This window comes from Escherichia sp. E1130 (assembly GCF_005781065.1).
Taxonomy (GTDB): domain Bacteria; phylum Pseudomonadota; class Gammaproteobacteria; order Enterobacterales; family Enterobacteriaceae; genus Escherichia.
On record NZ_VATL01000025.1, the window covers coordinates 1 to 23,023 of the forward strand.

Annotated in this window: 24 protein-coding genes, 1 pseudogene and 1 other annotated feature; of the genes and pseudogenes, 15 read left to right on the forward strand and 10 right to left on the reverse strand. The window is 48.6% G+C overall.

Annotation, left to right across the window (positions count from 1 at the left end; all coding sequences use genetic code 11):
• From FEK66_RS20880 to wzzB, 5 genes and pseudogenes are all read left to right on the forward strand, one after another.
• Positions 1-282: pseudogene (locus FEK66_RS20880) on the forward strand (hypothetical protein); the annotation flags it as partial.
• A gap of 54 nt (positions 283-336) precedes the next feature.
• On the forward strand, positions 337-1,965 hold the full coding sequence (locus FEK66_RS20885; RefSeq protein ID WP_240783247.1) for a sulfatase-like hydrolase/transferase: 1,629 nt from the start codon (positions 337-339) through the stop codon (positions 1,963-1,965).
• 133 nt (positions 1,966-2,098) lie between these two features.
• Positions 2,099-3,505 carry an NADP-dependent phosphogluconate dehydrogenase gene (gndA, locus tag FEK66_RS20890; protein WP_130208711.1) on the forward strand — a complete coding sequence of 469 codons (1,407 nt, stop codon included), beginning with the start codon at positions 2,099-2,101 and terminating at the stop codon, positions 3,503-3,505.
• Between the two features lie 244 nt (positions 3,506-3,749).
• Entirely contained in the window at positions 3,750-4,916 is a 1,167-nt protein-coding gene (ugd, locus tag FEK66_RS20895) for a UDP-glucose 6-dehydrogenase (protein ID WP_130208709.1), read from the forward strand.
• A 144-nt stretch (positions 4,917-5,060) separates the two neighbouring features.
• Positions 5,061-6,041, forward strand: a complete 981-nt coding sequence (wzzB, locus tag FEK66_RS20900) for an LPS O-antigen chain length determinant protein WzzB (protein ID WP_130208743.1) — start codon at positions 5,061-5,063, stop codon at positions 6,039-6,041.
• A gap of 181 nt (positions 6,042-6,222) precedes the next feature.
• On the opposite strand, the gene hisIE is transcribed toward wzzB, so the two are convergent.
• The 9 genes from hisIE to hisL form a co-directional block, all read right to left on the reverse strand.
• Entirely contained in the window at positions 6,223-6,834 is a 612-nt protein-coding gene (hisIE, locus tag FEK66_RS20905) for a bifunctional phosphoribosyl-AMP cyclohydrolase/phosphoribosyl-ATP diphosphatase HisIE (RefSeq protein WP_000954922.1), read from the reverse strand.
• Positions 6,828-7,604 (reverse strand): imidazole glycerol phosphate synthase subunit HisF, encoded by a 777-nt coding sequence (gene hisF / locus FEK66_RS20910; RefSeq protein ID WP_000880155.1) that lies wholly within the window; start codon positions 7,602-7,604, stop codon positions 6,828-6,830. The genes hisIE and hisF overlap by 7 nt, the downstream gene beginning before the upstream one ends.
• Positions 7,586-8,323: a 1-(5-phosphoribosyl)-5-[(5-phosphoribosylamino)methylideneamino]imidazole-4-carboxamide isomerase gene (gene hisA / locus FEK66_RS20915; protein ID WP_135494145.1), complete on the reverse strand. Its 738-nt coding sequence runs from the start codon at positions 8,321-8,323 to the stop codon at positions 7,586-7,588. The genes hisF and hisA overlap by 19 nt, the downstream gene beginning before the upstream one ends.
• Positions 8,323-8,913, reverse strand: a complete 591-nt coding sequence (gene hisH / locus FEK66_RS20920) for an imidazole glycerol phosphate synthase subunit HisH (protein ID WP_131161056.1) — start codon at positions 8,911-8,913, stop codon at positions 8,323-8,325. The genes hisA and hisH overlap by 1 nt, the downstream gene beginning before the upstream one ends.
• Positions 8,913-9,980: a bifunctional histidinol-phosphatase/imidazoleglycerol-phosphate dehydratase HisB gene (gene hisB, locus FEK66_RS20925; RefSeq protein ID WP_130208703.1), complete on the reverse strand. Its 1,068-nt coding sequence runs from the start codon at positions 9,978-9,980 to the stop codon at positions 8,913-8,915. Before hisB ends, hisH begins: the two co-directional genes overlap by 1 nt.
• Positions 9,980-11,050: a histidinol-phosphate transaminase gene (gene hisC / locus FEK66_RS20930; protein ID WP_135494143.1), complete on the reverse strand. Its 1,071-nt coding sequence runs from the start codon at positions 11,048-11,050 to the stop codon at positions 9,980-9,982. The genes hisB and hisC overlap by 1 nt, the downstream gene beginning before the upstream one ends.
• Positions 11,047-12,351, reverse strand: coding sequence for a histidinol dehydrogenase (hisD, locus tag FEK66_RS20935; RefSeq protein WP_135494141.1), 1,305 nt, complete (start codon positions 12,349-12,351; stop codon positions 11,047-11,049). The genes hisC and hisD overlap by 4 nt, the downstream gene beginning before the upstream one ends.
• A gap of 5 nt (positions 12,352-12,356) precedes the next feature.
• Complete coding sequence (hisG, locus tag FEK66_RS20940) at positions 12,357-13,256, reverse strand: ATP phosphoribosyltransferase (RefSeq protein WP_000131780.1); 900 nt, start codon at positions 13,254-13,256, stop codon at positions 12,357-12,359.
• 46 nt (positions 13,257-13,302) lie between these two features.
• Positions 13,303-13,426 (reverse strand) — a sequence feature (His leader region).
• Complete coding sequence (gene hisL, locus FEK66_RS20945) at positions 13,402-13,452, reverse strand: his operon leader peptide (protein ID WP_001364200.1); 51 nt, start codon at positions 13,450-13,452, stop codon at positions 13,402-13,404. Its footprint overlaps the feature before it by 25 nt.
• 283 nt (positions 13,453-13,735) lie before the next feature.
• Between hisL and yefM the strand changes: the two genes are divergently transcribed.
• The 6 genes from yefM to plaP all read left to right on the forward strand — a co-directional run bounded on the left by yefM (position 13,736) and on the right by plaP (position 17,745).
• Positions 13,736-13,987 (forward strand): YoeB-YefM toxin-antitoxin system antitoxin YefM, encoded by a 252-nt coding sequence (yefM, locus tag FEK66_RS20950; protein ID WP_087906931.1) that lies wholly within the window; start codon positions 13,736-13,738, stop codon positions 13,985-13,987.
• Positions 13,984-14,238 (forward strand): type II toxin-antitoxin system mRNA interferase toxin YoeB, encoded by a 255-nt coding sequence (gene yoeB, locus FEK66_RS20955; protein WP_135494139.1) that lies wholly within the window; start codon positions 13,984-13,986, stop codon positions 14,236-14,238. Before yefM ends, yoeB begins: the two co-directional genes overlap by 4 nt.
• A gap of 82 nt (positions 14,239-14,320) precedes the next feature.
• Entirely contained in the window at positions 14,321-15,145 is an 825-nt protein-coding gene (locus FEK66_RS20960) for an SDR family oxidoreductase (RefSeq protein ID WP_130208695.1), read from the forward strand.
• Positions 15,146-15,190: 45 nt separating this feature from the next.
• Complete coding sequence (locus FEK66_RS20965; RefSeq protein WP_130259983.1) at positions 15,191-16,120, forward strand: LysR substrate-binding domain-containing protein; 930 nt, start codon at positions 15,191-15,193, stop codon at positions 16,118-16,120.
• 214 nt (positions 16,121-16,334) lie between these two features.
• The gene (gene yoeI / locus FEK66_RS20970) at positions 16,335-16,397 is read left to right on the forward strand and encodes a membrane protein YoeI (protein ID WP_010723108.1); all 63 of its coding nucleotides are present in this window, start codon (positions 16,335-16,337) and stop codon (positions 16,395-16,397) included.
• The gene (gene plaP / locus FEK66_RS20975; RefSeq protein ID WP_000019197.1) at positions 16,387-17,745 is read left to right on the forward strand and encodes a putrescine/proton symporter PlaP; all 1,359 of its coding nucleotides are present in this window, start codon (positions 16,387-16,389) and stop codon (positions 17,743-17,745) included. The genes yoeI and plaP overlap by 11 nt, the downstream gene beginning before the upstream one ends.
• Positions 17,746-17,821: 76 nt before the next feature.
• Here the strand turns inward: plaP and sbcB are convergent, their stop codons facing one another.
• Positions 17,822-19,246, reverse strand: coding sequence for an exodeoxyribonuclease I (sbcB, locus tag FEK66_RS20980; protein ID WP_130208691.1), 1,425 nt, complete (start codon positions 19,244-19,246; stop codon positions 17,822-17,824).
• Positions 19,247-19,457: 211 nt separating this feature from the next.
• On the opposite strand from sbcB, the gene dacD reads away from it, so the two are divergent.
• The 4 genes from dacD to FEK66_RS21000 all read left to right on the forward strand — a co-directional run bounded on the left by dacD (position 19,458) and on the right by FEK66_RS21000 (position 22,957).
• Positions 19,458-20,624: a serine-type D-Ala-D-Ala carboxypeptidase DacD gene (gene dacD / locus FEK66_RS20985; protein WP_135407155.1), complete on the forward strand. Its 1,167-nt coding sequence runs from the start codon at positions 19,458-19,460 to the stop codon at positions 20,622-20,624.
• Between the two features lie 118 nt (positions 20,625-20,742).
• Positions 20,743-21,216, forward strand: coding sequence for a DNA gyrase inhibitor SbmC (gene sbmC, locus FEK66_RS20990; protein WP_135494137.1), 474 nt, complete (start codon positions 20,743-20,745; stop codon positions 21,214-21,216).
• Positions 21,217-21,397: 181 nt separating this feature from the next.
• Entirely contained in the window at positions 21,398-22,456 is a 1,059-nt protein-coding gene (locus FEK66_RS20995) for an FUSC family protein (protein ID WP_135494135.1), read from the forward strand.
• Between the two features lie 171 nt (positions 22,457-22,627).
• The gene (locus FEK66_RS21000) at positions 22,628-22,957 is read left to right on the forward strand and encodes a DUF496 family protein (protein WP_000450409.1); all 330 of its coding nucleotides are present in this window, start codon (positions 22,628-22,630) and stop codon (positions 22,955-22,957) included.
• Positions 22,958-23,023 lie beyond the last annotated feature (66 nt).

The window sequence follows — 23,023 nt, forward strand, 5'->3', positions numbered from 1 at the left end:
CGTCAGTCCTTGCGGGGAGCGGGCTTTCGTAATCTTGCCCTGGAGAATAACCTTCAGTGGTGCTTGGATATGGTAATGAATGAAGACGACTTCAAAATAAGAAGAGGAAACTCAGCAGAATTATTTTTAGGGATAAGACACATCGCTATTAATATTTTAACGGGTGATCAGGTATTCAGGGTAGGGTTAAGACGTAAAATGCAAAAAGCAGGCATGGACAGAAACTACCTGGCGTCACTCCTGGCGGGGAGTGGGCTTTACCAGTCCTTCCTTGCTCAGTGACAGAATATTAAATGAATAGCATTATGATTATTAAATAATATGGTTTAATTTGACATGAACTTTACAAATATAATTAAAATAATACCACCTTTCTGTATCTTCTTGAGTATTTTACTTTACTCTGGAAGGACAGACTGTGTCTTTTTATTTACTATTGAATACACACTTACAAGTCTGGCAATACTTCTAATAAAAAGAAAGTCCATAAGCAATATCTTGTGGGGAATTTATCTCTCCATTTTAGGTGTGCAGGCAGCATCGCTATTTAGCTCAGGGCAATATTTGATGCCTCTTGCCTTGTCGAATGCCGCAGAAGTTGGATCGCTAGGCATTGGCGAGATAATCAAGGTTTTTTCCATTTTTATTTTATTTGTTATAATTTCATTCGTTACGATGCCTTCTGGCGCTCTAGTCGAACGTATTAAATATTATAAATTTAATCTTTTTTGTATAGTATTATTGCTTGTGTGTTCTTTCATAAGTGCGGGGCCGGTATATTCTTTTTATGAAACAGCAAAATTGTACTATTTACAGCAAACCTTTAAGCCTAGTGAGAAGATTGGTGATGCCGGGAAATCTTTTTTAAAAACAAGTGTTTTTATTAACCCTATACAGAATAACAACAACTTCAAAGGGCGTAATGTTATTGTAATCTTTGCTGAGGGATTTTCATCGGAGATTATTGGTAATTCAAAAACTGACGCATTTTCTATTACTCCTAATTTAGATAAGTTATCTACTGAAGCGCTAAGTTTTAAAAATTATTATAACCATACAGCAGCAACATTTAGAGGTTTAAGAGGCCAGTTAACTTCTGGCTATCAATTTCGTGATGGGTTAACTGATACTGGTACTGGTATTGCACAATTATCTAACTCAGAAATTAATAATATTTATCTTCATCGTCAAACATCTTTACCGGATATATTGAAAGAGTATGGCTATAAAAGTTATTTTATAGCGTCTACAGAAAAAAATAGCCCACTTAACACTATGTTGAAAACGCTTAATTTTGATAAAGTTCTTGGTATGGGGGATTTTATTGGTTATCAACGCGACAGAATGACTGATAAGCAAACATTTAATGCACTGAAATATTTTTTACGTTCTCAAGAAAATAAAAACGAACACTTCTTTATTGGTGTGTACCCATCTGGTACTCATCATGGTCAAGATAGTCCAAATGAAAAATATTTTGATGGTAGCAACCCACTCTACAATAAATTCTATAACTATGATTTTCAGTTGGGGAAGTTCGTTGACTTTTTTCGGCGCAGTTCATTTTATGGCAATACGTTGTTGATAATAACATCGGATCATTCTACATTTCCTTCGACAGAATATAAGAAATCATTTAATAGCGATTCTCGTTTTTTTGTGGACAAGATACCATTTCTGGTCATTGGGAAAGATATTGCGCCTGAAGTTTTAGATGCAGGAGGTAAAAATTCTTTAAGTTTCGCGCCAACAATATTGCACATGTTAGGGATTCAGTATTCAATGAATTATTTTTTGGGGTGTTCTCTTCTTGATAAGATGTGCACATCACCATTCTCACATCTTTCTGCTATTGGCAGCGATTATTTCAATACAAGCAAAGAAAATCATGTTGAACTAATTCAAAATAATAGTAATAATGAATTAATAAAATTAGCCGAACTTTTTTATAACATTAGTGGTTAAATATAAAGCTGTACAAGTTACAAGCAATTTCCTAATTAGGAAATATATGACTGTAAAAGAAGATATAAATTAAGCTATTCTTTATCTTCAATAAGCCGCAACCCGCGGTGACCACCCCTGACAGGAGTAAACAATGTCAAAGCAACAGATCGGCGTCGTCGGTATGGCAGTGATGGGACGCAACCTTGCGCTCAACATCGAAAGCCGTGGTTATACCGTCTCTATTTTCAACCGTTCTCGTGAAAAGACGGAAGAAGTGATTGCCGAAAATCCAGGCAAGAAACTGGTTCCTTACTATACGGTGAAAGAGTTCGTTGAATCTCTTGAAACGCCTCGTCGCATCCTGTTAATGGTGAAAGCAGGTGCAGGCACGGATGCTGCTATTGATTCCCTGAAACCATATCTTGATAAAGGCGATATCATCATTGATGGTGGTAATACCTTCTTCCAGGATACCATTCGTCGTAACCGCGAGCTTTCTGCAGAAGGCTTTAACTTCATCGGTACGGGGGTTTCCGGTGGTGAAGAGGGCGCGCTGAAAGGACCTTCTATCATGCCTGGTGGGCAGAAAGAAGCCTATGAACTGGTTGCACCTATCCTGACCAAAATCGCCGCCGTTGCTGAAGATGGCGAACCGTGCGTTACCTATATTGGTGCTGATGGCGCAGGTCACTATGTGAAGATGGTTCACAACGGTATTGAATACGGTGATATGCAACTGATTGCTGAAGCCTATTCTCTGCTGAAAGGTGGTCTGAATCTATCTAATGAAGAACTGGCACAAACCTTTACCGAGTGGAATAACGGTGAACTGAGCAGCTACCTGATCGACATCACTAAAGACATCTTCACCAAAAAAGATGAAGACGGTAAATACCTGGTTGATGTGATCCTGGATGAAGCAGCGAACAAAGGTACGGGTAAATGGACCAGCCAGAGCGCGCTGGATCTCGGCGAACCGCTGTCGCTGATTACTGAGTCTGTGTTTGCTCGTTATATCTCTTCCCTGAAAGATCAGCGCGTAGCCGCGTCTAAAGTACTGTCGGGTCCGCAAGCGCAGCCAGCAGGTGATAAAGCTGAATTCATCGAAAAAGTTCGCCGTGCGCTTTATCTGGGTAAGATTGTTTCTTACGCGCAGGGCTTCTCGCAGCTACGTGCGGCGTCTGAAGAGTACAGCTGGGATCTGAATTATGGTGAAATCGCGAAGATCTTCCGTGCCGGTTGTATCATTCGTGCTCAGTTCCTGCAGAAAATCACGGATGCTTACGCCGAAAATCCGAAGATTGCTAACCTGCTGTTAGCCCCGTACTTTAAGAAAATTGCCGACGATTACCAGCAAGCTCTGCGTGATGTTGTTGCTTATGCGGTGCTGAACGGTATTCCAGTACCTACCTTCTCTGCAGCGGTTGCTTACTATGACAGCTATCGTGCCGCAGTACTGCCTGCAAACTTGATCCAGGCGCAGCGTGACTATTTCGGTGCGCATACCTATAAGCGCATTGATAAAGAAGGTGTATTCCACACCGAATGGCTGGATTAATCTGATTTAATCAGTATTAAACTAAGGCCCGGCATTTATCGCCGGGCTTTTTTTTACTATCAATCTTATTGATTTAATTTCATTGCTTAATACTAACTTAATAAATAGCAGCTATTCTTATAAAGAAAATCTGAAATGTTTTTCGTTTCGTTGACCAGACATCATCGTGGCGTTAAAACTTTTAACTCTTATCAGGGTGCTAAAACATCATGATTCATAGTTAAGTTAATTCTGAGAGCATGAAATGAAAATCACCATTTCCGGAACCGGTTATGTTGGCCTGTCTAATGGGCTATTAATCGCACAAAATCATAACGTTGTAGCATTAGATATTTTACCAACTCGCGTTGCAATGCTGAATGATCGGATATCTCCTATTGTTGATAAAGAAATTGAGCAGTTTTTGCAATCAGACAAAATACGTTTTAATGCCACGTTAGATAAAAAAGAAGCCTACCGGAATGCTGATTATGTAATCATCGCAACCCCGACCGACTATGATCCTAAAACCAATTATTTCAATACATCTAGCGTAGAATCAGTAATTAAAGATGTTACGGAAATAAACCCTCATGCAGTAATGATTATTAAGTCTACGGTTCCTGTAGGTTTTACGGCCGCGATGCAAAAAAAATTCAAGACTGAGAACATTATCTTCTCCCCTGAATTCCTCCGAGAAGGCAAAGCCCTTTACGATAACCTTCATCCTTCCCGTATTGTGATAGGCGAACGTTCTGAACGTGCACAGCGGTTTGCCGCGTTATTACAGGAAGGGGCGGTTAAGCAAAATATCCCGACTCTGTTTACTGATTCAACAGAAGCAGAGGCCATTAAACTTTTTGCCAATACTTACCTCGCCATGCGCGTGGCGTACTTTAACGAGTTGGACAGTTATGCAGAAAGCCTGGGATTGAACACCCGTCAAATCATTGAAGGTGTTTGTCTTGATCCGCGTATCGGCAATCATTACAACAATCCATCATTTGGTTACGGTGGTTACTGTTTGCCGAAAGATACCAAGCAGCTTCTGGCAAATTACCAGTCTGTGCCAAACAACATCATTTCTGCCATCGTTGAAGCTAATCGCACCCGCAAAGACTTTATTGCCGATGCTATCTTGTCACGTAAACCCAAAGTCGTAGGGATATATCGCCTAATTATGAAGAGCGGTTCAGATAACTTCCGTGCGTCTTCCATTCAGGGGATCATGAAGCGTATCAAAGCTAAGGGGGTAGAAGTGATTATCTATGAACCGGTTATGAAGGAAGAAATGTTTTTCAATTCACGACTGGAACGTGATCTCGCGACGTTTAAGCAACAGGCTGATGTCATCATCTCTAATCGAATGTCAGAAGAGCTTAAAGATGCAGCAGACAAGGTCTACACCCGCGATCTTTTCGGTAGCGACTAACTATCTGTAATCAGATGATTTTTGGCGGTAGTTGGTATCGATGTTCATGTAATAATTCATTATATTTATTGTTTATCCTATGGCATTCATACTGATTATCGCTAAACTATGGCGACCTGAAATTTTCCGTCTGTTAGGGTAATGATGAAAGTTGAAAATAATAATATTTCTGGGCACAACAATGACCCGGAACAGATTGATTTAATTGATTTACTGGTACAACTGTGGCGCGGGAAGATGACCATTATCGCCACAGTCATTGTGGCTATCGTGTTGGCTATTGGATACCTGGCAGTAGCGAAAGAGCAATGGACATCAACAGCCATTGTCACTCAACCTGATGTGGGGCAAATTGCCGGCTATAACAACGCCATGAATGTAATTTATGGCCAGGCTGCGCCAAAAGTAGCTGATTTACAGGAGGCGTTAATTGGTCGCTTCAGTTCTGCTTTCTCTGCATTAGCGGAAACGCTGGATAATCAGGAAGAACGCGAAAAACTGACTATCGAACCTGCTGTTAAAAACCAGCCGTTACCGTTAGCTGTTTCTTATGTCGGGCACACTGCAGCGGATGCACAGAAAAAGCTGGCTGAATACATTCAACAGGTTGATGACCAAGTGAATGAAGAGCTGGAAAAGGACCTGAAGGATAATATCGCTTTGGGTATGAAAACCTTGCAGGACTCCCTGAAAACTCAGGAAGTGGTGGCTCAGGAGCAAAAAACGCTGCGTATCCGCCAGATTCAGGAAGCGTTGCAGTATGCGAATCAGGCGCAGGTAATAAAGCCGCAGATTCAGCAGACTGGTGAAAATATTACTCAGGACACGTTGCTTTTGTTAGGTAGCGAAGCACTGGAGTCGATGATTAAGCACGAAGCGACTCGTCCGCTTGTGTTCTCGCCAAACTATTATCAGACTCGTCAAAACCTGCTGGATATCGAAAGTCTGAAGGTTGATGATCTTGATATTCATGCCTACCGTTACGTTATGAAACCCACACTGCCAATTCGTCGCGATAGCCCGAAGAAAGCAATTACCTTGATTCTGGCAGTACTGCTGGGCGGCATGGTTGGCGCGGGAATTGTGCTGGGGCGTAATGCGCTGCGTAATTACAACGCGAAATAGTCTTTTCAGCTTTAAATAAAAAGGGCAGGGTGGTGACACCTTGCCTTTTTTGTTGCCGGATGCGATGCTGGCGCATCTTATCCAGCCTACGTGTGCAGAGCGAATAGTAGGCCTGATAAGCTTGCGCATCGGGCAATGGCTCAGGATGCGACAGCTACATCGCATCCGGTCAGCCTGCAACTCACTGATGACGTTTGCGCAGGTTCTCAATCACCGTTGTTAAATCCAGATCCTGATCCTGCAGCAGCACCAGTAGGTGATACATCAAGTCCGATGCCTCGTTGGTCAGTTCAAAGCGGTCATGTACCGTCGCTGCCAGTGCGGTTTCCACGCCTTCTTCGCCCACTTTCTGCGCAATGCGTTTGGTGCCGCTGGCATACAGTTTGGCGGTATAGGAGGTTTCCGGGTCGGCAGATTTGCGTTCGGCGAGCAGTTGTTCCAGTTGATACAGGAATAGCCACTGGTGAGCGGTGTCGCCGAAGCAGCTGCTTGTGCCTTTGTGGCAGGTCGGGCCGATGGGATTCGCCAGCACCAGCAGGGTGTCGTTGTCGCAGTCCGGCGCAATACTCACTACGTTGAGGAAATTGCCGGACGTTTCACCTTTGGTCCACAGTCGCTGTTTAGTGCGCGAGAAGAAGGTTACTTTGCCGCTTTCGATGGTTTTGTCCAGCGCTTGCGGATTCATGTAGCCCAGCATTAACACTTCGCCGGATACCGCGTGTTGCACAATCACCGGCATCAGCCCGTCGGTTTTTTCCCAGTCCAGTTCGCGACGTTGTTGTTCTGTTAACATATCCTGATCTCCACGCCCTGTGTTGCCAGGTACGCTTTTAATTCACCAATATTGATTATTTGTTTGTGGAATACGGAAGCCGCCAGCGCGCCGTCAACGTCGGCATCGCGGAAGGCTTCGAGGAAGTGTTCCATGGTGCCTGCGCCACCGGAGGCAATCAGCGGGATGTGGCAAACTTCACGCACTTTTTTCAGCTGCTCGAGGTCGTAACCGTTACGCACGCCGTCCTGATTCATCATGTTGAGGACGATTTCTCCGGCACCGCGTTTTTGCACTTCCTGTACCCAGTCGAGCGTTTCCCACTGAGTGACGCGGGTGCGGCTTTCATCGCCGGTATATTGATTCACATGATATTTACCGGTTTCGGCGTCGTACCAGGTGTCAATACCGACCACAATACACTGCACGCCAAAGCGATCGGCCAGGCGAGTAATTAACGTCGGGTCCGCCAGCGCAGGGGAGTTGATAGAGATTTTATCCGCGCCAAAGGAAAGAATTTTCGCGGCGTCATCCAGCGATTTAATTCCTCCCGCCACGCAGAACGGAATATCGATCACTTCCGCCACGCGAGATACCCAGCTTTTATCTACCACACGTCCATCGCTGGAGGCGGTGATATCGTAGAACACTAGCTCGTCCGCACCTTCTTCGGCGTAGCGTTTTGCCAGCGGCACGATATCGCCAATGATTTCATGGTTACGAAACTGTACGCCTTTCACCACCTGACCATCACGAACGTCGAGACATGGGATTATGCGTTTTGCCAGCATGCGATGGCCTCCTTCACGGTGAATTTACCTTCCAGTAATGCCCGACCAACTATTACGCCGCGTACGCCAGTACCACGCAGGGCAGCGACATCATCAATGTCGCCAATGCCGCCGGAGGACTGAAATGCCACCTGCGGATATCTGGCGCAGACTTCCTCATATAAAGAGACGTTAGAACCTGCCAGCGTGCCGTCGCGCGCGATATCGGTACACAGCACATGTTTCAGGCCGACGGGCAGATAGGTTTCCACCAGTTGTTCCAGCGAAACGCCCGAGTTCTCTTGCCAGCCGCTAACCGCCACCTGCTTGTTGCCTTGCTCGTCAATGCGTACATCCAGCGCCAGCACTAACGCACCCGCACCGAAGCGTTCAAACCAGCCTTTCACCATTTCTGGTGATTTCACTGCGGTGGAGCCGACCACCACGCGCGCAACGCCAGCTTCCAGTAACGTCGCCACATCTTCTTCGCTACGCACGCCGCCGCCCACCTGAACCGGAACGTTAACGCCTGCGACCAGCGTTTTAATCAGAGAAATTTGTCGTTTAGCCGGATCTTTTGCCCCAGTCAGATCCACCAGATGCAGCACTTCGGCACCTTGTGCAGCGTAATCCTGTAAACGCGGCAGCGGGTCGTTACCGTAATCGCGCTGTTTGCCGTAATCGCCCTGATGGAGACGCACCACGGTGCCGTCGATTAAATCTAATGCCGGAATAATCATCACATCTCCAGGAAGTTTTTCAGCAACTTAGCGCCAGCGGCACCAGAACGCTCCGGGTGGAACTGCACGCCATAGAAGTTGTCTTTTTGTACCGCTGCGGTGAATGGTTCGCCATAATTGCACTGGGCGATGGTCCACGGATTGATCGGCATTGCGTAGCTGTGAACAAAGTAAAAGTACGCGCCGTCTTCAATCCCCTGAAACAGGCGGTTGCCTGCCCGCGGGTAAACGCGGTTCCAGCCCATATGCGGCAGCGGCAGACCAAAGTCGGTCATTTTCGGCACGTCTTCGTCGATGATGCCCAGCAAATCGACGCCGTTGCTCTCTTCGCTGCGCCGCCCCAGCAGTTGCATCCCTAAGCAGATGCCCAGCACCGGTTGGGTACAGGCTTTGATGAGATCAAACAGCTCGCGCTCACGTACCTGATCCATCGCCGCTTGCGCAGTGCCAACGCCGGGTAAAAATAGTTTATCGGCCAGCAACACGACGTCCGGGTCACGACTGACTTTTGGTTCATAACCGTGACGCGCAATGGCTGACTTCACCGAGTTCAGGTTGGCGCAGCCGGTATCCAGGATCACCACGTTCATTACAGCACTCCTTTCGACGAGGGCAGGGTGTCGCCTTCCACGCGGATGGCCTGGCGCAGGGTGCGACCAAAGGCTTTGAACAGGCTCTCTACACGGTGGTGATCGTTTTTACCTTTGGTTTTCAGGTGCAGGGTCACGCCCATGGTGTAAGAGAGCGAACGGAAGAAGTGTTCGATCATTTCGGTGCTGAGATCGCCCACGCGCTGGTAGGTAAACTCGGCTTTATATTCCAGGTGCGGGCGACCAGAGATATCCAGTGCGCAGCGGGCAAGGCATTCATCCATCGGCAGCACAAAACCAAAGCGACAAATACCGCGTTTGTCGCCGAGGGCTATTTTTAACGCTTCCCCCAGCGCCAGGCCGGTATCTTCGACGGTGTGGTGATCGTCGATATAGAGATCGCCTTTGACGTTGATTTCCATCCGGAAGCCGCCGTGGGTGGCAATCTGATCCAGCATGTGATCAAAGAAGCCAACGCCGGTGTTAATCTTGCTGCCACCTTCGCGATCCAGCCACACCTGGACGTCAATTTGCGTCTCTTTGGTGTTGCGCACTACATGGGCGTAACGGTCTCGTTTAGTGAGTTGCTCGCCAATCATCGGCCAGTTCAGGGTTTCGCGGTCGTAGCGTAAACCATTAATTCCCATGTTTTCCGCGAGTTGAATATCGGTCGCGCGATCGCCAATCACATAACTGTTGGCACGATCCATCGCTTGCTCAGCGAGATAACGCTCCACCAGTTTTACTTTCGGTTTACGGCAGTCGCACTCATCTGCGGGCAGGTGCGGGCAAATCAGTACTTCATCAAACTGCACGCCTTGCGAGGTGAAGATCTGCATCATCAGGTTGTGCGGGCCATCGAAATCTGCCTGCGGGAAACTTTGTGTTCCCAGACCATCCTGATTAGTGATCATCACCAGCTTGTAGTCCGCTTTTTGCAGCTTCAGCAGCTCCGGAATCACGCCCGGTTCAAAGGCGAGTTTGTCAAAACGGTCCACCTGAAAATCACTCGGCGGTTCGCTAATCAGGGTTCCATCGCGATCGATAAAAAGATACTTCTGACTCATCAAACTTGCTCCGCACGTAAGGCGTCAATGACGCGCTGGCTTTCTTCACGGGTTCCGACGGTAATTCGCAGGCAGCCGCTTAAAGAGGGTTGTTTATTCTGATCACGTAAGATAATGCCCTGATCCCACAAAGATTTAAACACTGCGCTGGAGGCTTTAAAGCGCGCCAGAATGTAGTTGGTTTCAGAGTCGAAAACCTGCGCCACGCAGGGGATCTGTTTCAGTGCGGCAATCAGGTATTCGCGTTCTGCAATAATTTGCGCCACTCGTTCGCGCATGGCGACGATTCCCTGCGGGCTTAACGCCTGGGCCGCAATGTCGGCAACCGGCGTCGAGAGCGGGTAGGGGGCGATCACTTTCATCAGCAGGTTGATGACTTCTTCGTTTGCCAGCGTAAATCCGCAACGAAGGCCCGCCAGAGCAAAAGCTTTCGACAGTGTGCGCAAAATAGCCAGGTGCGGATATTCCGCCAGCCAGCCAGCCAGCGATGCCTGCGGGCAAAACTCGATATAGGCTTCATCGGCAACCACAATGGCTTTTCCGCGGGTTAACTCCAGCAGGGTGCGAAAATCTTGCGGATTGATCAGTTGCCCGGTCGGGTTGTTGGGGCTGCAAACATAGACCACTTTTACGCCGTCCAGCTTGTCGGAAATGCCCTGTAAGTCCAGTTGCCAGTTGTCCAGCGTTGGCACTGTGCGGCACTCAACGCCAATGGTTTCGGCGCTGACGCTGTACATGCCGTACGTTGGTGGGCAGTAGAGGATGGCGTCTTTACCTGGTTCGCAAAAAGCGCGAATCAGCAGTTCAATACCTTCGTCCGCGCCACGGCTGACCAGTACCTGCTCTGGTTTTACACCTGCATACTGCGCGTAATTTTCAATCACCGCTTTCGGCTGGCATTCCGGGTAGCGGTTGAGCGTTTGTTGAGTGAGCTGAAACTCCACGGCCGTGGGGTATTCGTTGGCGTTCAGCCAGACATCGCCGTTACCGCCCAGACGACGTGCCGACTGATACGGCGTCAGGTTGCGGACGTTTTCACGTGCTAAATCGGTAATAGTCACGGTGCTCATGCTTGCTCCTTAAGGGCGTTAACACGCAAAGTAACGGCATTTTTGTGGGCGGCCAGACGTTCAGCGGCGGCCAGTGTTTCAATGGTCGAAGCCAGCGCGGAAAAGCCTTCTTTCGACAGTTCCTGCACGGTCATGCGCTTTTGAAAATCTGCCAGGCCGAGGCTGGAACAGGTGGCGGTGTAACCGTAAGTCGGCAGTACATGGTTGGTGCCGGAGGCGTAATCACCTGCCGATTCCGGTGACCAGTCACCAAGAAATACCGAACCGGCGCTGGTGATGCCATCGACAAGTTGGCGGGCGTTGCGGGTCTGAATGATCAGGTGCTCCGGGCCGTAGAGGTTGGAGATCTCTACGCACTGCGCTAAATCGTTGGTCACAATCAGGCGGCTGGCGCTCAGTGCCTGACGGGCGGTTTCGGCACGCGGCAGCTCTGCCAGCTGGCGTTCGACAGCCTCGGCAACGCGACGCGCCATATCAGCATCGGGCGTCAGTAAAATCACCTGTGAGTCCGGGCCGTGTTCTGCCTGGGAGAGCAAATCAGAAGCCACGAAATCCGGCGTAGCGCCGCTGTCAGCAATCACCAGTACTTCCGACGGGCCTGCGGGCATATCGATTGCCGCACCGTCAAGACGCTGGCTTACCTGGCGTTTTGCCTCGGTGACAAAGGCGTTACCTGGCCCGAAGATTTTGTCTACTTTGGGCACGGATTCTGTGCCAAATGCCAGTGCGGCAATGGCCTGTGCGCCACCGACGTTAAACACATCCTGCACGCCGCACAGCTGCGCCGCGTAAAGGATCTCATCGGCAATCGGCGGCGGTGAGCACAGCACCACTTTTTTACAGCCTGCAATACGCGCCGGAGTCGCCAGCATTAATACCGTTGAGAAGAGCGGGGCGGAGCCGCCAGGAATATACAAACCAACTGAAGCTACCGGGCGCGTGACTTGCTGGCAACGTACGCCTGGCTGAGTTTCTACATCTACCGGCGGCAGTTTTTGCGCAGTGTGGAAGGTTTCAATATTCTTTACTGCCACCGCCATCGCCTGTTTTAGCTCGTCGCTCAGGCGTTCGCTGGCGGCGGTGATCTCCTCAGCAGACACCTTCAGCGCGGTAACCGTGGTTTTATCAAACTTCGCGCTGTATTCACGCAGGGCATCATCGCCGCGTGCTTTCACGTTATCGAGAATATCGTTAACAGTGCGGGTAATGCTTTCAGAAGCGGAGATCGCCGGACGCATTAACAACTGGTGTTGTTGCTCCGCAGTACAGCTATTCCAGTCAATGATTGTGTTAAAGCTCATGGCGATCACTCCATCATCTTCTCAATGGGCAGGACCAGAATCGAACTGGCACCCAGCGCTTTCAGTTTTTCCATGGTTTCCCAGAACAGGGTTTCGCTGCTGACCATGTGCATGGCGACGCGCTGTTGATCACCCGCCAGCGGCAGAATAGTTGGGCGTTCGGCACCTGGCAGCAGGGCGATGACGTCATCCAGACGCTCGGTCGGTGCATGCATCATGATGTATTTTGATTCGCGCGCCTGGATCACGCCCTGAATACGGGTCAGCAGTTTGTCGATCAGCTGCTGTTTGGATTCTTCCATTTCGCCATCGCGCTGGATCAGGCAGGCTTTCGAGCGGTAGATAACTTCGACTTCGCGCAGGCCGTTAGCTTCCAGCGTGGCACCGGTGGAAACCAGATCGCAAATCGCATCCGCCAGTCCGGCACGCGGCGCAACTTCGACAGAACCATTCAGTAAGCAGGATTTAAAAGAGATACCTTTCTGGTCGAGATAACGCTTGAGCAGGTGAGGATAAGAGGTGGCGATACGTTTACCGTTTAAGGAGAGCGGGCCGTCCCAGGCTTCATCAACTGGCGTTGCCAGCGAAAGGCGACAACCGCCGAAATCGAGACGACGCAGGGTAAAATAACGCGGATCTTCACCCTGGGCGCGGCGGTTAAGTAACTCTTCTTCCAGCACGTTTTCGCCGATAATGCCGAGGTCAACCACGCCGTCCATTACCAGACCGGGAATGTCGTCGTCACGCACGCGCAGAATATCAATCGGCATGTTTTCAGCCATTGCGATCAGGCGCTGAGTGTGAAGATTAATTTTTATGCCACAGCGTGCCAGCAATTCGCGTGAGTCATCACTTAAACGTCCTGATTTCTGCATAGCTATGCGTAAACGAGTGTTGTCTGTCATTTTCTTTTTCCTCTTTATACCTGTCTGAACCGTTATCAACCGCGCAATAAAAAAGCCCCCGGAAGGTGATCTTCCGGGGGCTTTCTCATGCGTTCATGCACCACTGGAAGATCTGAATGTCTTCCAGCACACATCGCCTGAAAGACTAGTCAGGATGATGGTGATGATGGTGGTGTTTAAATTGAACGCGTGTCATAAAAGTCTCTGTGAATGTTTATTCAACTGATGTCTTTTAACCTAAACCACTTTCACGTTAGAAAGCAAGGGCTTTTTTATATATTTTATGGCGATGGATTTGTTTAATGAATGAGCGGGGAAAGGAGGGGGCTAAGAGGACTGTCCTCTAACCTGACGGCACCAAAAATAGCGAAGCCTGGATTTTTCGTCTCGCTGACAATGCTTTGAGCTACTGGCTAATTAATAAATAGTTTATTGCCACTCATCATTGCACAATGAACTGTACAAAAGAGGAGATTGACATGCGTACAATTAGCTACAGCGAAGCGCGTCAGAATTTGTCGGCAACAATGATGAAAGCCGTTGAAGATCATGCCCCGATCCTTATTACTCGTCAGAATGGAGAGGCTTGTGTTCTGATGTCACTCGAAGAATACAACTCGCTGGAAGAGACGGCTTATCTACTGCGCTCCCCCACTAATGCCCGGAGATTGATGGACTCAATCGATAGCCTGAAATCAGGCAAAGGAACGGAAAAGGACATTATTGAGTGAAACTAATCTGGTCTGAGGAATCATGGGATGATTATCTGTACTGGCAGGAAACAGATAAGCGAATTGTTAAAAAGACCAATGAACTTATCAAAGAAACCCGCAGAGCACCCTTTGAAGGTAAGGGGAAGCCAGAACCCCTGAAACATAATTTGTCAGGCTTCTGGTCCCGACGCATTACTGAGGAGCATCGCCTGGTATACGCGGTTACTGACGATTCACTGCTTATTGCAGCATGTCGTTATCATTATTGAAGAGATTCATTCATAGAATGAATTGTCAGTTTTGATACGCTGGCGTAGCCTTATAGATCTAAGGTGTATCAGGAGAAAACGGATGAAAAAGGTCGCAATTGTCGGGTTAGGGTGGTTAGGCATGCCGCTGGCGATGTCACTTTCAGCACGAGGCTGGCAAGTCACCGGGAGTAAAACTACACAAGATGGCGTAGAAGCGGCCCAAATGAGTGGCATTGATAGCTATCTGCTTCGCATGGAGCCCGATTTAGTTTGCGACTCTGACGATCTGGATGCCCTGATGGATGCCGATGCGCTGGTGATTACGCTTCCGGCACGCCGCAGCGGCCCCGGCGATGAGTTCTATTTACAAGCAGTGCAGGAGCTGGTGGATAGCGCGCTGGCTTATCACATTCCCCGCATTATTTTTACCAGTTCAACATCTGTTTACGGTGATGCGCAAGGCACAGTGAAAGAAAACACTCCGCGTAATCCGCTGACCCATAGTGGACGAGTGTTAAAAGAGCTGGAAGACTGGCTGCACAATTTACCCGGTACTTCGGTTGATATTTTGCGTCTTGCTGGTCTGGTCGGGCCTGGGCGTCATCCCGGCCGTTTCTTTGCCGGAAAAACTGCGCCGGATGGAGAACACGGCGTCAATTTAGTCCACCTGGAAGATGTTATTGGCGCTATCACTCTGTTGTTACAGGCACCTAAAGGCGGGCACATCTATAATATATGTGCGCCAGCTCACCCTGCGCGTAATGTTTTCTACCCACAGATGGCCCGCTTACTGGGACTGGAACCTCCGCAGTTCAGGAATAGCCTGGACAGCGGCAAAGGTAAAATTATTGATGGCAGCCGGATCTGTAATGAATTGGGATTTGAATACCAGTATCCCGATCCACTGGTAATGCCGCTGGAGTAAAGCATCACGCCAGCAGAATGCCGCATACACCGCAAGGGGGCGTGTATGAAACCACTGCTGGACGTGTTGATGATCCTTGATGCCTTAGAAAAAGAGGGTAGTTTTGCGGCGGCGTCAGCCAAACTGTATAAGACGCCATCTGCCCTCAGTTACACTGTTCACAAGCTGGAAAGCGACCTTAATATTCAATTGCTTGATCGTAGTGGTCACCGCGCTAAGTTTACCCGCACCGGAAAAATGTTGCTGGAGAAGGGGCGGGAAATTCTCCATGCTGTGCATGAACTGGAAAAGCAGGCGATCAAACTCCATGAAGGTTGGGAAAACGAGCTGGTAATCGGGGTTGATGATACCTTTCCCTTTTCACTGCTTGCGCCACTCATTGAAGCCTTTTATCAACATCACAACGTCACGCGTCTGAAGTTTATCAATGGCGTTCTGGGCGGTTCCTGGGATGCCCTGACTCAGGGGCGAGCAGATATTATTGTTGGCGCGATGCATGAACCGCCATCTTCCAGCGAATATGGTTTCTCTCGGTTGGGCTGTCTGGAACAAGTTTTCGCGATTGCTCCTCATCATCCGTTAGCTCTGGAAGAGGAACCGTTAAATCGCCGTATCATTAAACGCTATCGGGCGATTATCGTGGGTGATACCGCGCAGGCTGGCGCATCTACGGCATCACAACTTCTCGACGAACAAGAGGCCATTACCGTATTTGATTTTAAAACCAAACTGGAATTACAAATCAGCGGTCTTGGTTGCGGTTATTTACCGCGCTATCTGGCGCAACGCTTTCTCGATAGTGGCGCGTTAATTGAGAAGAAAGTGGTTGCGCAATCCCTCTTTGAACCCGTATGGATTGGCTGGAATGAACAAACCGCAGGGCTTGCCAGTGCGTGGTGGCGTGATGAGATTTTAGCAAATAGTGCTATTGCTGGTGTTTATGCAAAATATGATGACGGAAAATCAGCCATTTAAATAAAAAATTATATGACAAGCCTCTCATTCTCTTGTCATTTACCCCCCATTTAGGCACAATGCGCCGCTGTCAAAAAATGACTAAAAACCGACGTTTCATCCGCGTCGGTTATTTTTTGCTTCAAACCAATCATTCATACCAAGAGGCCGGGCTTCGTACCGGATAGATATTTACTAAAAATCGACAGTTGTTGTCGCTGAGGAATCCAAAAAAATGGGGCAATTTTTTGCTTACGCGACGGTTATCACCGTAAAGGAGAATGACCATGTCGCATAACGTTACTCCAAACACCTCTCGCGTGGAATTGCGTAAAACGCTTACGTTAGTTCCGGTTGTAATGATGGGTCTTGCCTATATGCAGCCGATGACGCTGTTTGATACTTTTGGTATCGTTTCAGGCCTCACGGATGGTCATGTGCCGACAGCCTATGCGTTCGCATTGATTGCGATCCTGTTTACGGCTCTGAGCTACGGGAAGCTGGTTCGCCGCTATCCTTCTGCTGGCTCTGCATACACTTACGCCCAGAAATCCATTAGCCCGACTGTCGGCTTTATGGTGGGTTGGTCTTCTCTGCTCGACTACCTGTTCGCGCCGATGATCAACATTCTGCTGGCGAAAATCTATTTTGAAGCTCTGGTGCCTTCCATCCCATCGTGGATGTTTGTGGTGGCGCTGGTGGCCTTTATGACCGCCTTTAACCTGCGTAGTCTGAAATCCGTAGCGAACTTCAACACTGTAATCGTGGTGTTGCAGGTAGTGCTGATCGCGGTGATTCTGGGCATGGTTGTGTATGGCGTATTTGAAGGTGAAGGCGCTGGTACGCTGGCGAGCACGCGTCCGTTCTGGTCCGGTGATGCACATGTCATCCCGATGATTACCGGTGCGACGATTCTGTGTTTCTCCTTTACCGGCTTTGACGGCATCAGCAACTTGTCGGAAGAAACCAAAGATGCAGAGCGCGTGATCCCGCGTGCGATTTTCCTGACCGCGCTGATTGGCGGCATGATCTTCATCTTTGCAACTTACTTCCTGCAACTGTACTTCCCGGATATCTCTCGCTTTAAAGATCCGGATGCGTCACAGCCTGAAATCATGCTGTACGTTGCGGGCAAAGCGTTCCAGGTTGGCGCGCTGATCTTCTCCACCATTACCGTACTGGCGTCCGGTATGGCGGCGCACGCAGGCGTAGCGCGTCTGATGTACGTAATGGGTCGTGACGGCGTGTTCCCGAAAAGCTTCTTCGGTTATGTACACCCGAAATGGCGTACTCCGGCCATGAACATTATCCTGGTTGGTGCGATTGCTCTGCTGGCAATCAACTTTGACCTGGTAATGGCAACGGCGCTGATTAACTTTGGTGCGCTGGTGGCGTTCACCTTCGTTAACCTGTCGGTTATCTCGCAGTTCTGGATCCGTGAGAAGCGTAACAAGACGCTGAAAGATCACTTCCAGTATCTGTTCCTGCCGATGTGTGGTGCGCTGACTGTAGGTGCGCTGTGGGTTAACCTGGAAGAAAGCTCAATGGTTTTGGGGCTGATCTGGGCGGCTATCGGTCTGATTTACCTGGCTTGCGTGACTAAGAGCTTCCGCAACCCGGTTCCGCAGTACGAAGACGTTGCATAATCTTTAAATCCGGATGACATAATCATCCGGTAAATCTAAAAAAAGCCGGAGTTTATATCGCTCCGGCTTTTTTGTTTCAGACGATCTCTTCCGCGTACTGCCAAAGCGCTTTTAACAACGCTACTTTCTCTTTGTCATCGGCATATTGTTGTGCCAGCATCTGCAATTCATCAGCATAACCTTGCAAAAATTCTGCTGTGAAGACCTGACGGCGGTGCTCCAGCCAGCGTTGCTGCTCGGCGTAATCCAGCGTCCCCGGGAAGTTACGCGCCCGATAATTGAATAACAGTTTCTCAATACGTTTATCGACAAAGGTGATATCCAGTGCCGGTAAATTACGCGGCTCGGTTTCCAGGACAATTTTCATTGCGGCGCGATCGGCGTCACTGAAAAAGCCATTATAGAGCTGTGCATCGACGTTATCTGAAGGTGTAAATGGTTCGGCTTCAGCAAATATCGCAACCACTTTTTCACGCACTTGCGGGTGTTCACGCAGAATTTTCAGGTTATCGAGACAATGCTGACGATTAATTCCCAACCTGTCGGCATCTTCCGGGCGCAGCGTATTCGCCTGCGCCAGCACCGGGCATTTATTGATATGCACCAGCTTAACCGGGACTGCGGCGTTATCGCCCAGATCGGCCTTTGCGGTATACAGACGCTCGCGCAGCGTGTCGCTGTCCAGCTCCAGGAGTGGCGAGATATCTCCTGCCAAATCCACCATAATCACGGCATTGCGATTTTCAGGATGCCACGCCAGTGGCGCCACCCAGCTGGTATTGCCGCGCCATGCGCCAAACATACCGGAAACATGTACCAGCGGTTTCATCTGCGGCACATCAATCAACGCCGTCAGTTTGTGCTTATTACGATGGGTAAAGAGATAATCAAACAGGCGTGGTTGACGTGTTTTCACCAACTTCGCCATCGCAATAGTGGCGTACACATCGGCCATCGCATCGTGGGCGTTGCTATGTTCAATACCATTAGCTTTGGTTAAATGTTCAAGTCGAAAGCTCGGTAAACCATCTTCATTTTCAGGCCAGTTAATCCCCTCCGGGCGCAGGGCATAACAGGCACGCATCACGTCAAGCAGATCCCAGCGAGAGTTATCATGTTGCCAACTCCAGGCATAGGGATCGTAAAAATTACGATAAAAGATATTGCGTGTAACTTCGTCGTCAAAACGCACATTGTTGTAACCAAGAATACAGGTCTTCGGTACGGTAAAAAGCGAGTGAATACGGGCGGCAAAGGCAGCTTCGTTTTCCCCTTTTGCACGCGCTTCCTGTGGAGTGATGCCGGTAATTAACACCGCCCCTGGCTGGGGTAAATAATCGTCCGCAGGCTTACAGTAAAAGACTTCAGGTTCGCCGATAATATTGAATTCGCTATCAGTGCGAATGGCGGCAAACTGCGCTGGGCGATCTAACGCGGGGTGCGTGCCAAAGGTTTCGTAATCATGAAACAAAAAGGTAGATTGTTGCTTACCGTCATTCATCGTTAGGTTAAATCCGTTATTTCTGTTGTAGGCCAGAGTATCAAATATCACCGTGCTAATCAGCTTTAGAGCGATATTTTGGCTGCGTGTGAAAACAGATAATGTCAGATTAAAATGAGATAAATGTCACATTTTCTTGCACTTTATTCCAGCCAGTTCATCAGGATTTCCGTAAAAAGAACAGCTATTGGAAACACCTGAGGATTTGCTGTTGAAACGCCGTCTTATTATTGCTGCTTCTTTGTTCGTTTTTAATTTATCGTCTGGTTTTGCGGCGGAAAAGATTCCCTTTTCACCCCAACCTCCGGAGATTCATGCGGGATCATGGGTTTTGATGGATTACACAACCGGACAGATCCTCACGGCGGGTAATGAGCACCAACAACGTAACCCTGCCAGCCTGACTAAGCTAATGACGGGCTATGTCGTCGATCGCGCTATCGATAGCCATCGCATAACACCAGACGATATTGTCACTGTGGGACGCGATGCGTGGGCGAAAGATAATCCGGTTTTTGTCGGCTCTTCACTGATGTTTTTGAAAGAGGGCGATCGCGTATCGGTACGTGATTTAAGCCGTGGATTAATTGTGGATTCCGGCAATGACGCCTGTGTGGCGCTTGCAGATTATATTGCCGGGGGGCAACGGCAGTTCGTCACAATGATGAACAATTACGCTGAAAAGTTGCATTTACAGGATACCCATTTTGAAACGGTTCACGGTCTGGATGCGCCGGGCCAGCATAGCTCAGCCTATGATTTAGCCGTGCTTTCTCGCGCCATCATCCACGGCGAACCTGAGTTTTACCATATGTACAGCGAAAAAAGCCTTACCTGGAACGGCATCACCCAGCAAAACCGAAACGGGCTATTGTGGGATAAAACCATGAACGTTGACGGCCTGAAAACCGGGCATACATCCGGGGCCGGGTTTAATCTCATTGCTTCGGCGGTGGATGGGCAACGCCGTCTCATTGCAGTGGTAATGGGGGCCGACAGCGCAAAAGCTCGCGAAGAAGAGGCTAGAAAATTACTGCGTTGGGGGCAGCAAAACTTTACTACGGTGCAAATTTTGCACCGTGGGAAAAAGGTCGGTACGGAACGCATCTGGTATGGTGATAAAGAAAACATCGCACTGGGAACGGAACAAGAATTCTGGATGGTGCTGCCGAAAGCGGAGATCCCTAATATCAAAGCAAAATATACCCTTGATGGTAAAGAACTCACTGCGCCAATTGCTGCTCACAAGCGGGTAGGGGAAATTGAGCTGTACGACCGCGATAAATTGGTTGCGCACTGGCCATTGGTAACCCTGGAATCTGTCGGTGAAGGCGGTATGTTTTCCAGGTTGAGCGATTATTTCCACCATAAATCCTGACCTTTATTTAGCGCCGACTGGCAGGAGTGCGAGTCTGCTCGCATAATCAACACTCATTCCTTGTGGTATTTACATTGCAAAATACACTGTACAAAAAAACAGTGTATGTGGAGGCGTCATGAACTACGAGATTAAGCAGGAAGATAAACGTACCGTTGCAGGTTTCCATCTCGTTGGCCCGTGGGAACAAACGGTAAAAAAAGGTTTTGAGCAGTTGATGATGTGGGTAGACAACAAAAAAGTTGTGCCTAAGGAATGGATCGCCGTCTATTACGATAACCCAGATGAAACACCCGCCGAAAAGTTACGTTGTGACACGGTGGTTTCCCTGGAGAACAACTTCACTCTACCGGAAAACAGTGAAGGCGTGATCCTGACGGAAATCTCCGGTGGGCAATATGCGGTTGCCGTTGCCCGCGTAGAAGGCGATGATTTTTCTACGCCATGGTATCAGTTTTTTAATACTCTCTTGCAAGACAGTGCTTATCAGATGTCAACTAAGCCCTGTTTCGAAGTTTATCTTAATAACGGAGCGGAAGACGGCTATTGGGATATTGAAATGTATGTCGCAGTGCAGCCGAAAATGGGTTAATGCTGATGCAACAACAGGGTGTTAACCTGATTGCTTCGCTGTTTTTCGTCATGTAAAAGGGTAATATTGGCCTTCAGACTTCTGATGATCCCTTCGGGAATGTTCCTGATTACTGGTTGAAAGTCGGCTGGACAGCTGGTTTAGTGTCTGGTCGTTTATCCTTATTTTACGGAGTTGCAGCGTGCGAGCTGATAAGTGCCTTAGTCCGTTTGAAATTCGTGTGTACCGTCATTACCGAATCGTGCATGGTACTCGCGTCGCGCTGGCATTCCTGCTGACTTTTCTCATCATTCGCCTGTTTACCATCCCGGAAAGCACCTGGCCGCTGGTCACTATGGTAGTGATCATGGGGCCTATCTCGTTTTGGGGTAACGTCGTCCCTCGCGCCTTTGAACGTATTGGCGGTACGGTGTTGGGGTCGATTTTAGGTCTTATCGCTCTGCAACTGGAGTTAATCTCTTTACCGTTGATGTTAATCTGGTGTGCAGCAGCCATGTTTCTTTGCGGTTGGCTGGCGTTGGGTAAGAAACCGTATCAAGGTTTATTGATTGGCGTGACGCTGGCAATTGTTGTTGGTTCCCCGACAGGTGAAATTGATACCGCATTATGGCGAAGCGGCGATGTGATCCTCGGTTCTTTACTGGCAATGCTGTTTACCGGCATCTGGCCGCAACGGGCCTTCATCCACTGGCGTATTCAACTGGCGAAAAGTCTGACCGAATATAACCGGGTCTACCAATCAGCATTTTCACCGAACCTACTGGAACGCCCGCATCTGGAAAGCCATCTGCAAAAACTCCTGGCTGATGCCGTGAAAATGCGTGGGCTGATTGCACCCGCCAGCAAAGAAACCCGTATTCCAAAATCGATATATGAAGGTATCCAGACGATTAACCGTAATCTGGTTTGTATGCTGGAGCTACAAATCAATGCTTACTGGGCCACGAGGCCCAGTCATTTTGTGCTACTGAATGCGCAAAAACTGCGCGACACACAGCAAATGATGCAGCAAATAGTGCTGACTCTTGTTCATGCCCTGTACGAAGGTAATCCACAGCCGGTTTTTGCTAATACAGAAAAACTGAACGATGCTGTGGAAGAGTTGCGCCAGTTGCTCGCTAATCATCATGATCTGAAAGTCGTTGAGACGCCGATTTATGGCTATGTATGGCTAAACATGGAAACGGCGCATCAACTGGAGTTGCTGTCAAATCTGATTTGTCGGGCTTTACGCAAATAAATTCCGACCTTCAGAATCAAATTGCTGCTGCTTCGATTCAGCAAGGATAAAGGGTATGATAGTGAACAGGGATAAAAGCATTGTCATCTGCGGCAGCTATGAGTAATGTTGGCCCTAACGAATAGCGGTTGCTTAAACGAATCCGACTCTCACATTATCAGGGGTATAAAAATGGAAACTACCAAGCCTTCATTCCAGGACGTGCTGGAATTTGTTCGTCTGTTCCGCCGTAAGAACAAGCTGCAACGTGAAATCCAGGACGTTGAGAAAAAGATCCGTGACAACCAGAAACGCGTCCTGCTGCTCGACAACCTGAGCGACTACATCAAACCTGGTATGAGCGTTGAAGCAATTCAGGGCATCATCGCCAGCATGAAAGGCGACTATGAAGATCGTGTTGATGATTACATCATCAAAAATGCTGAGCTCTCCAAAGAACGCCGCGATATCTCCAAAAAGCTGAAAGCTATGGGCGAAATGAAAAACGGCGAAGCGAAGTAATTTCTACTTTATTCAATGAGGATTGCCGGGCAATCCTCATTGTTCATTGATTCTTTTCTCACTGTT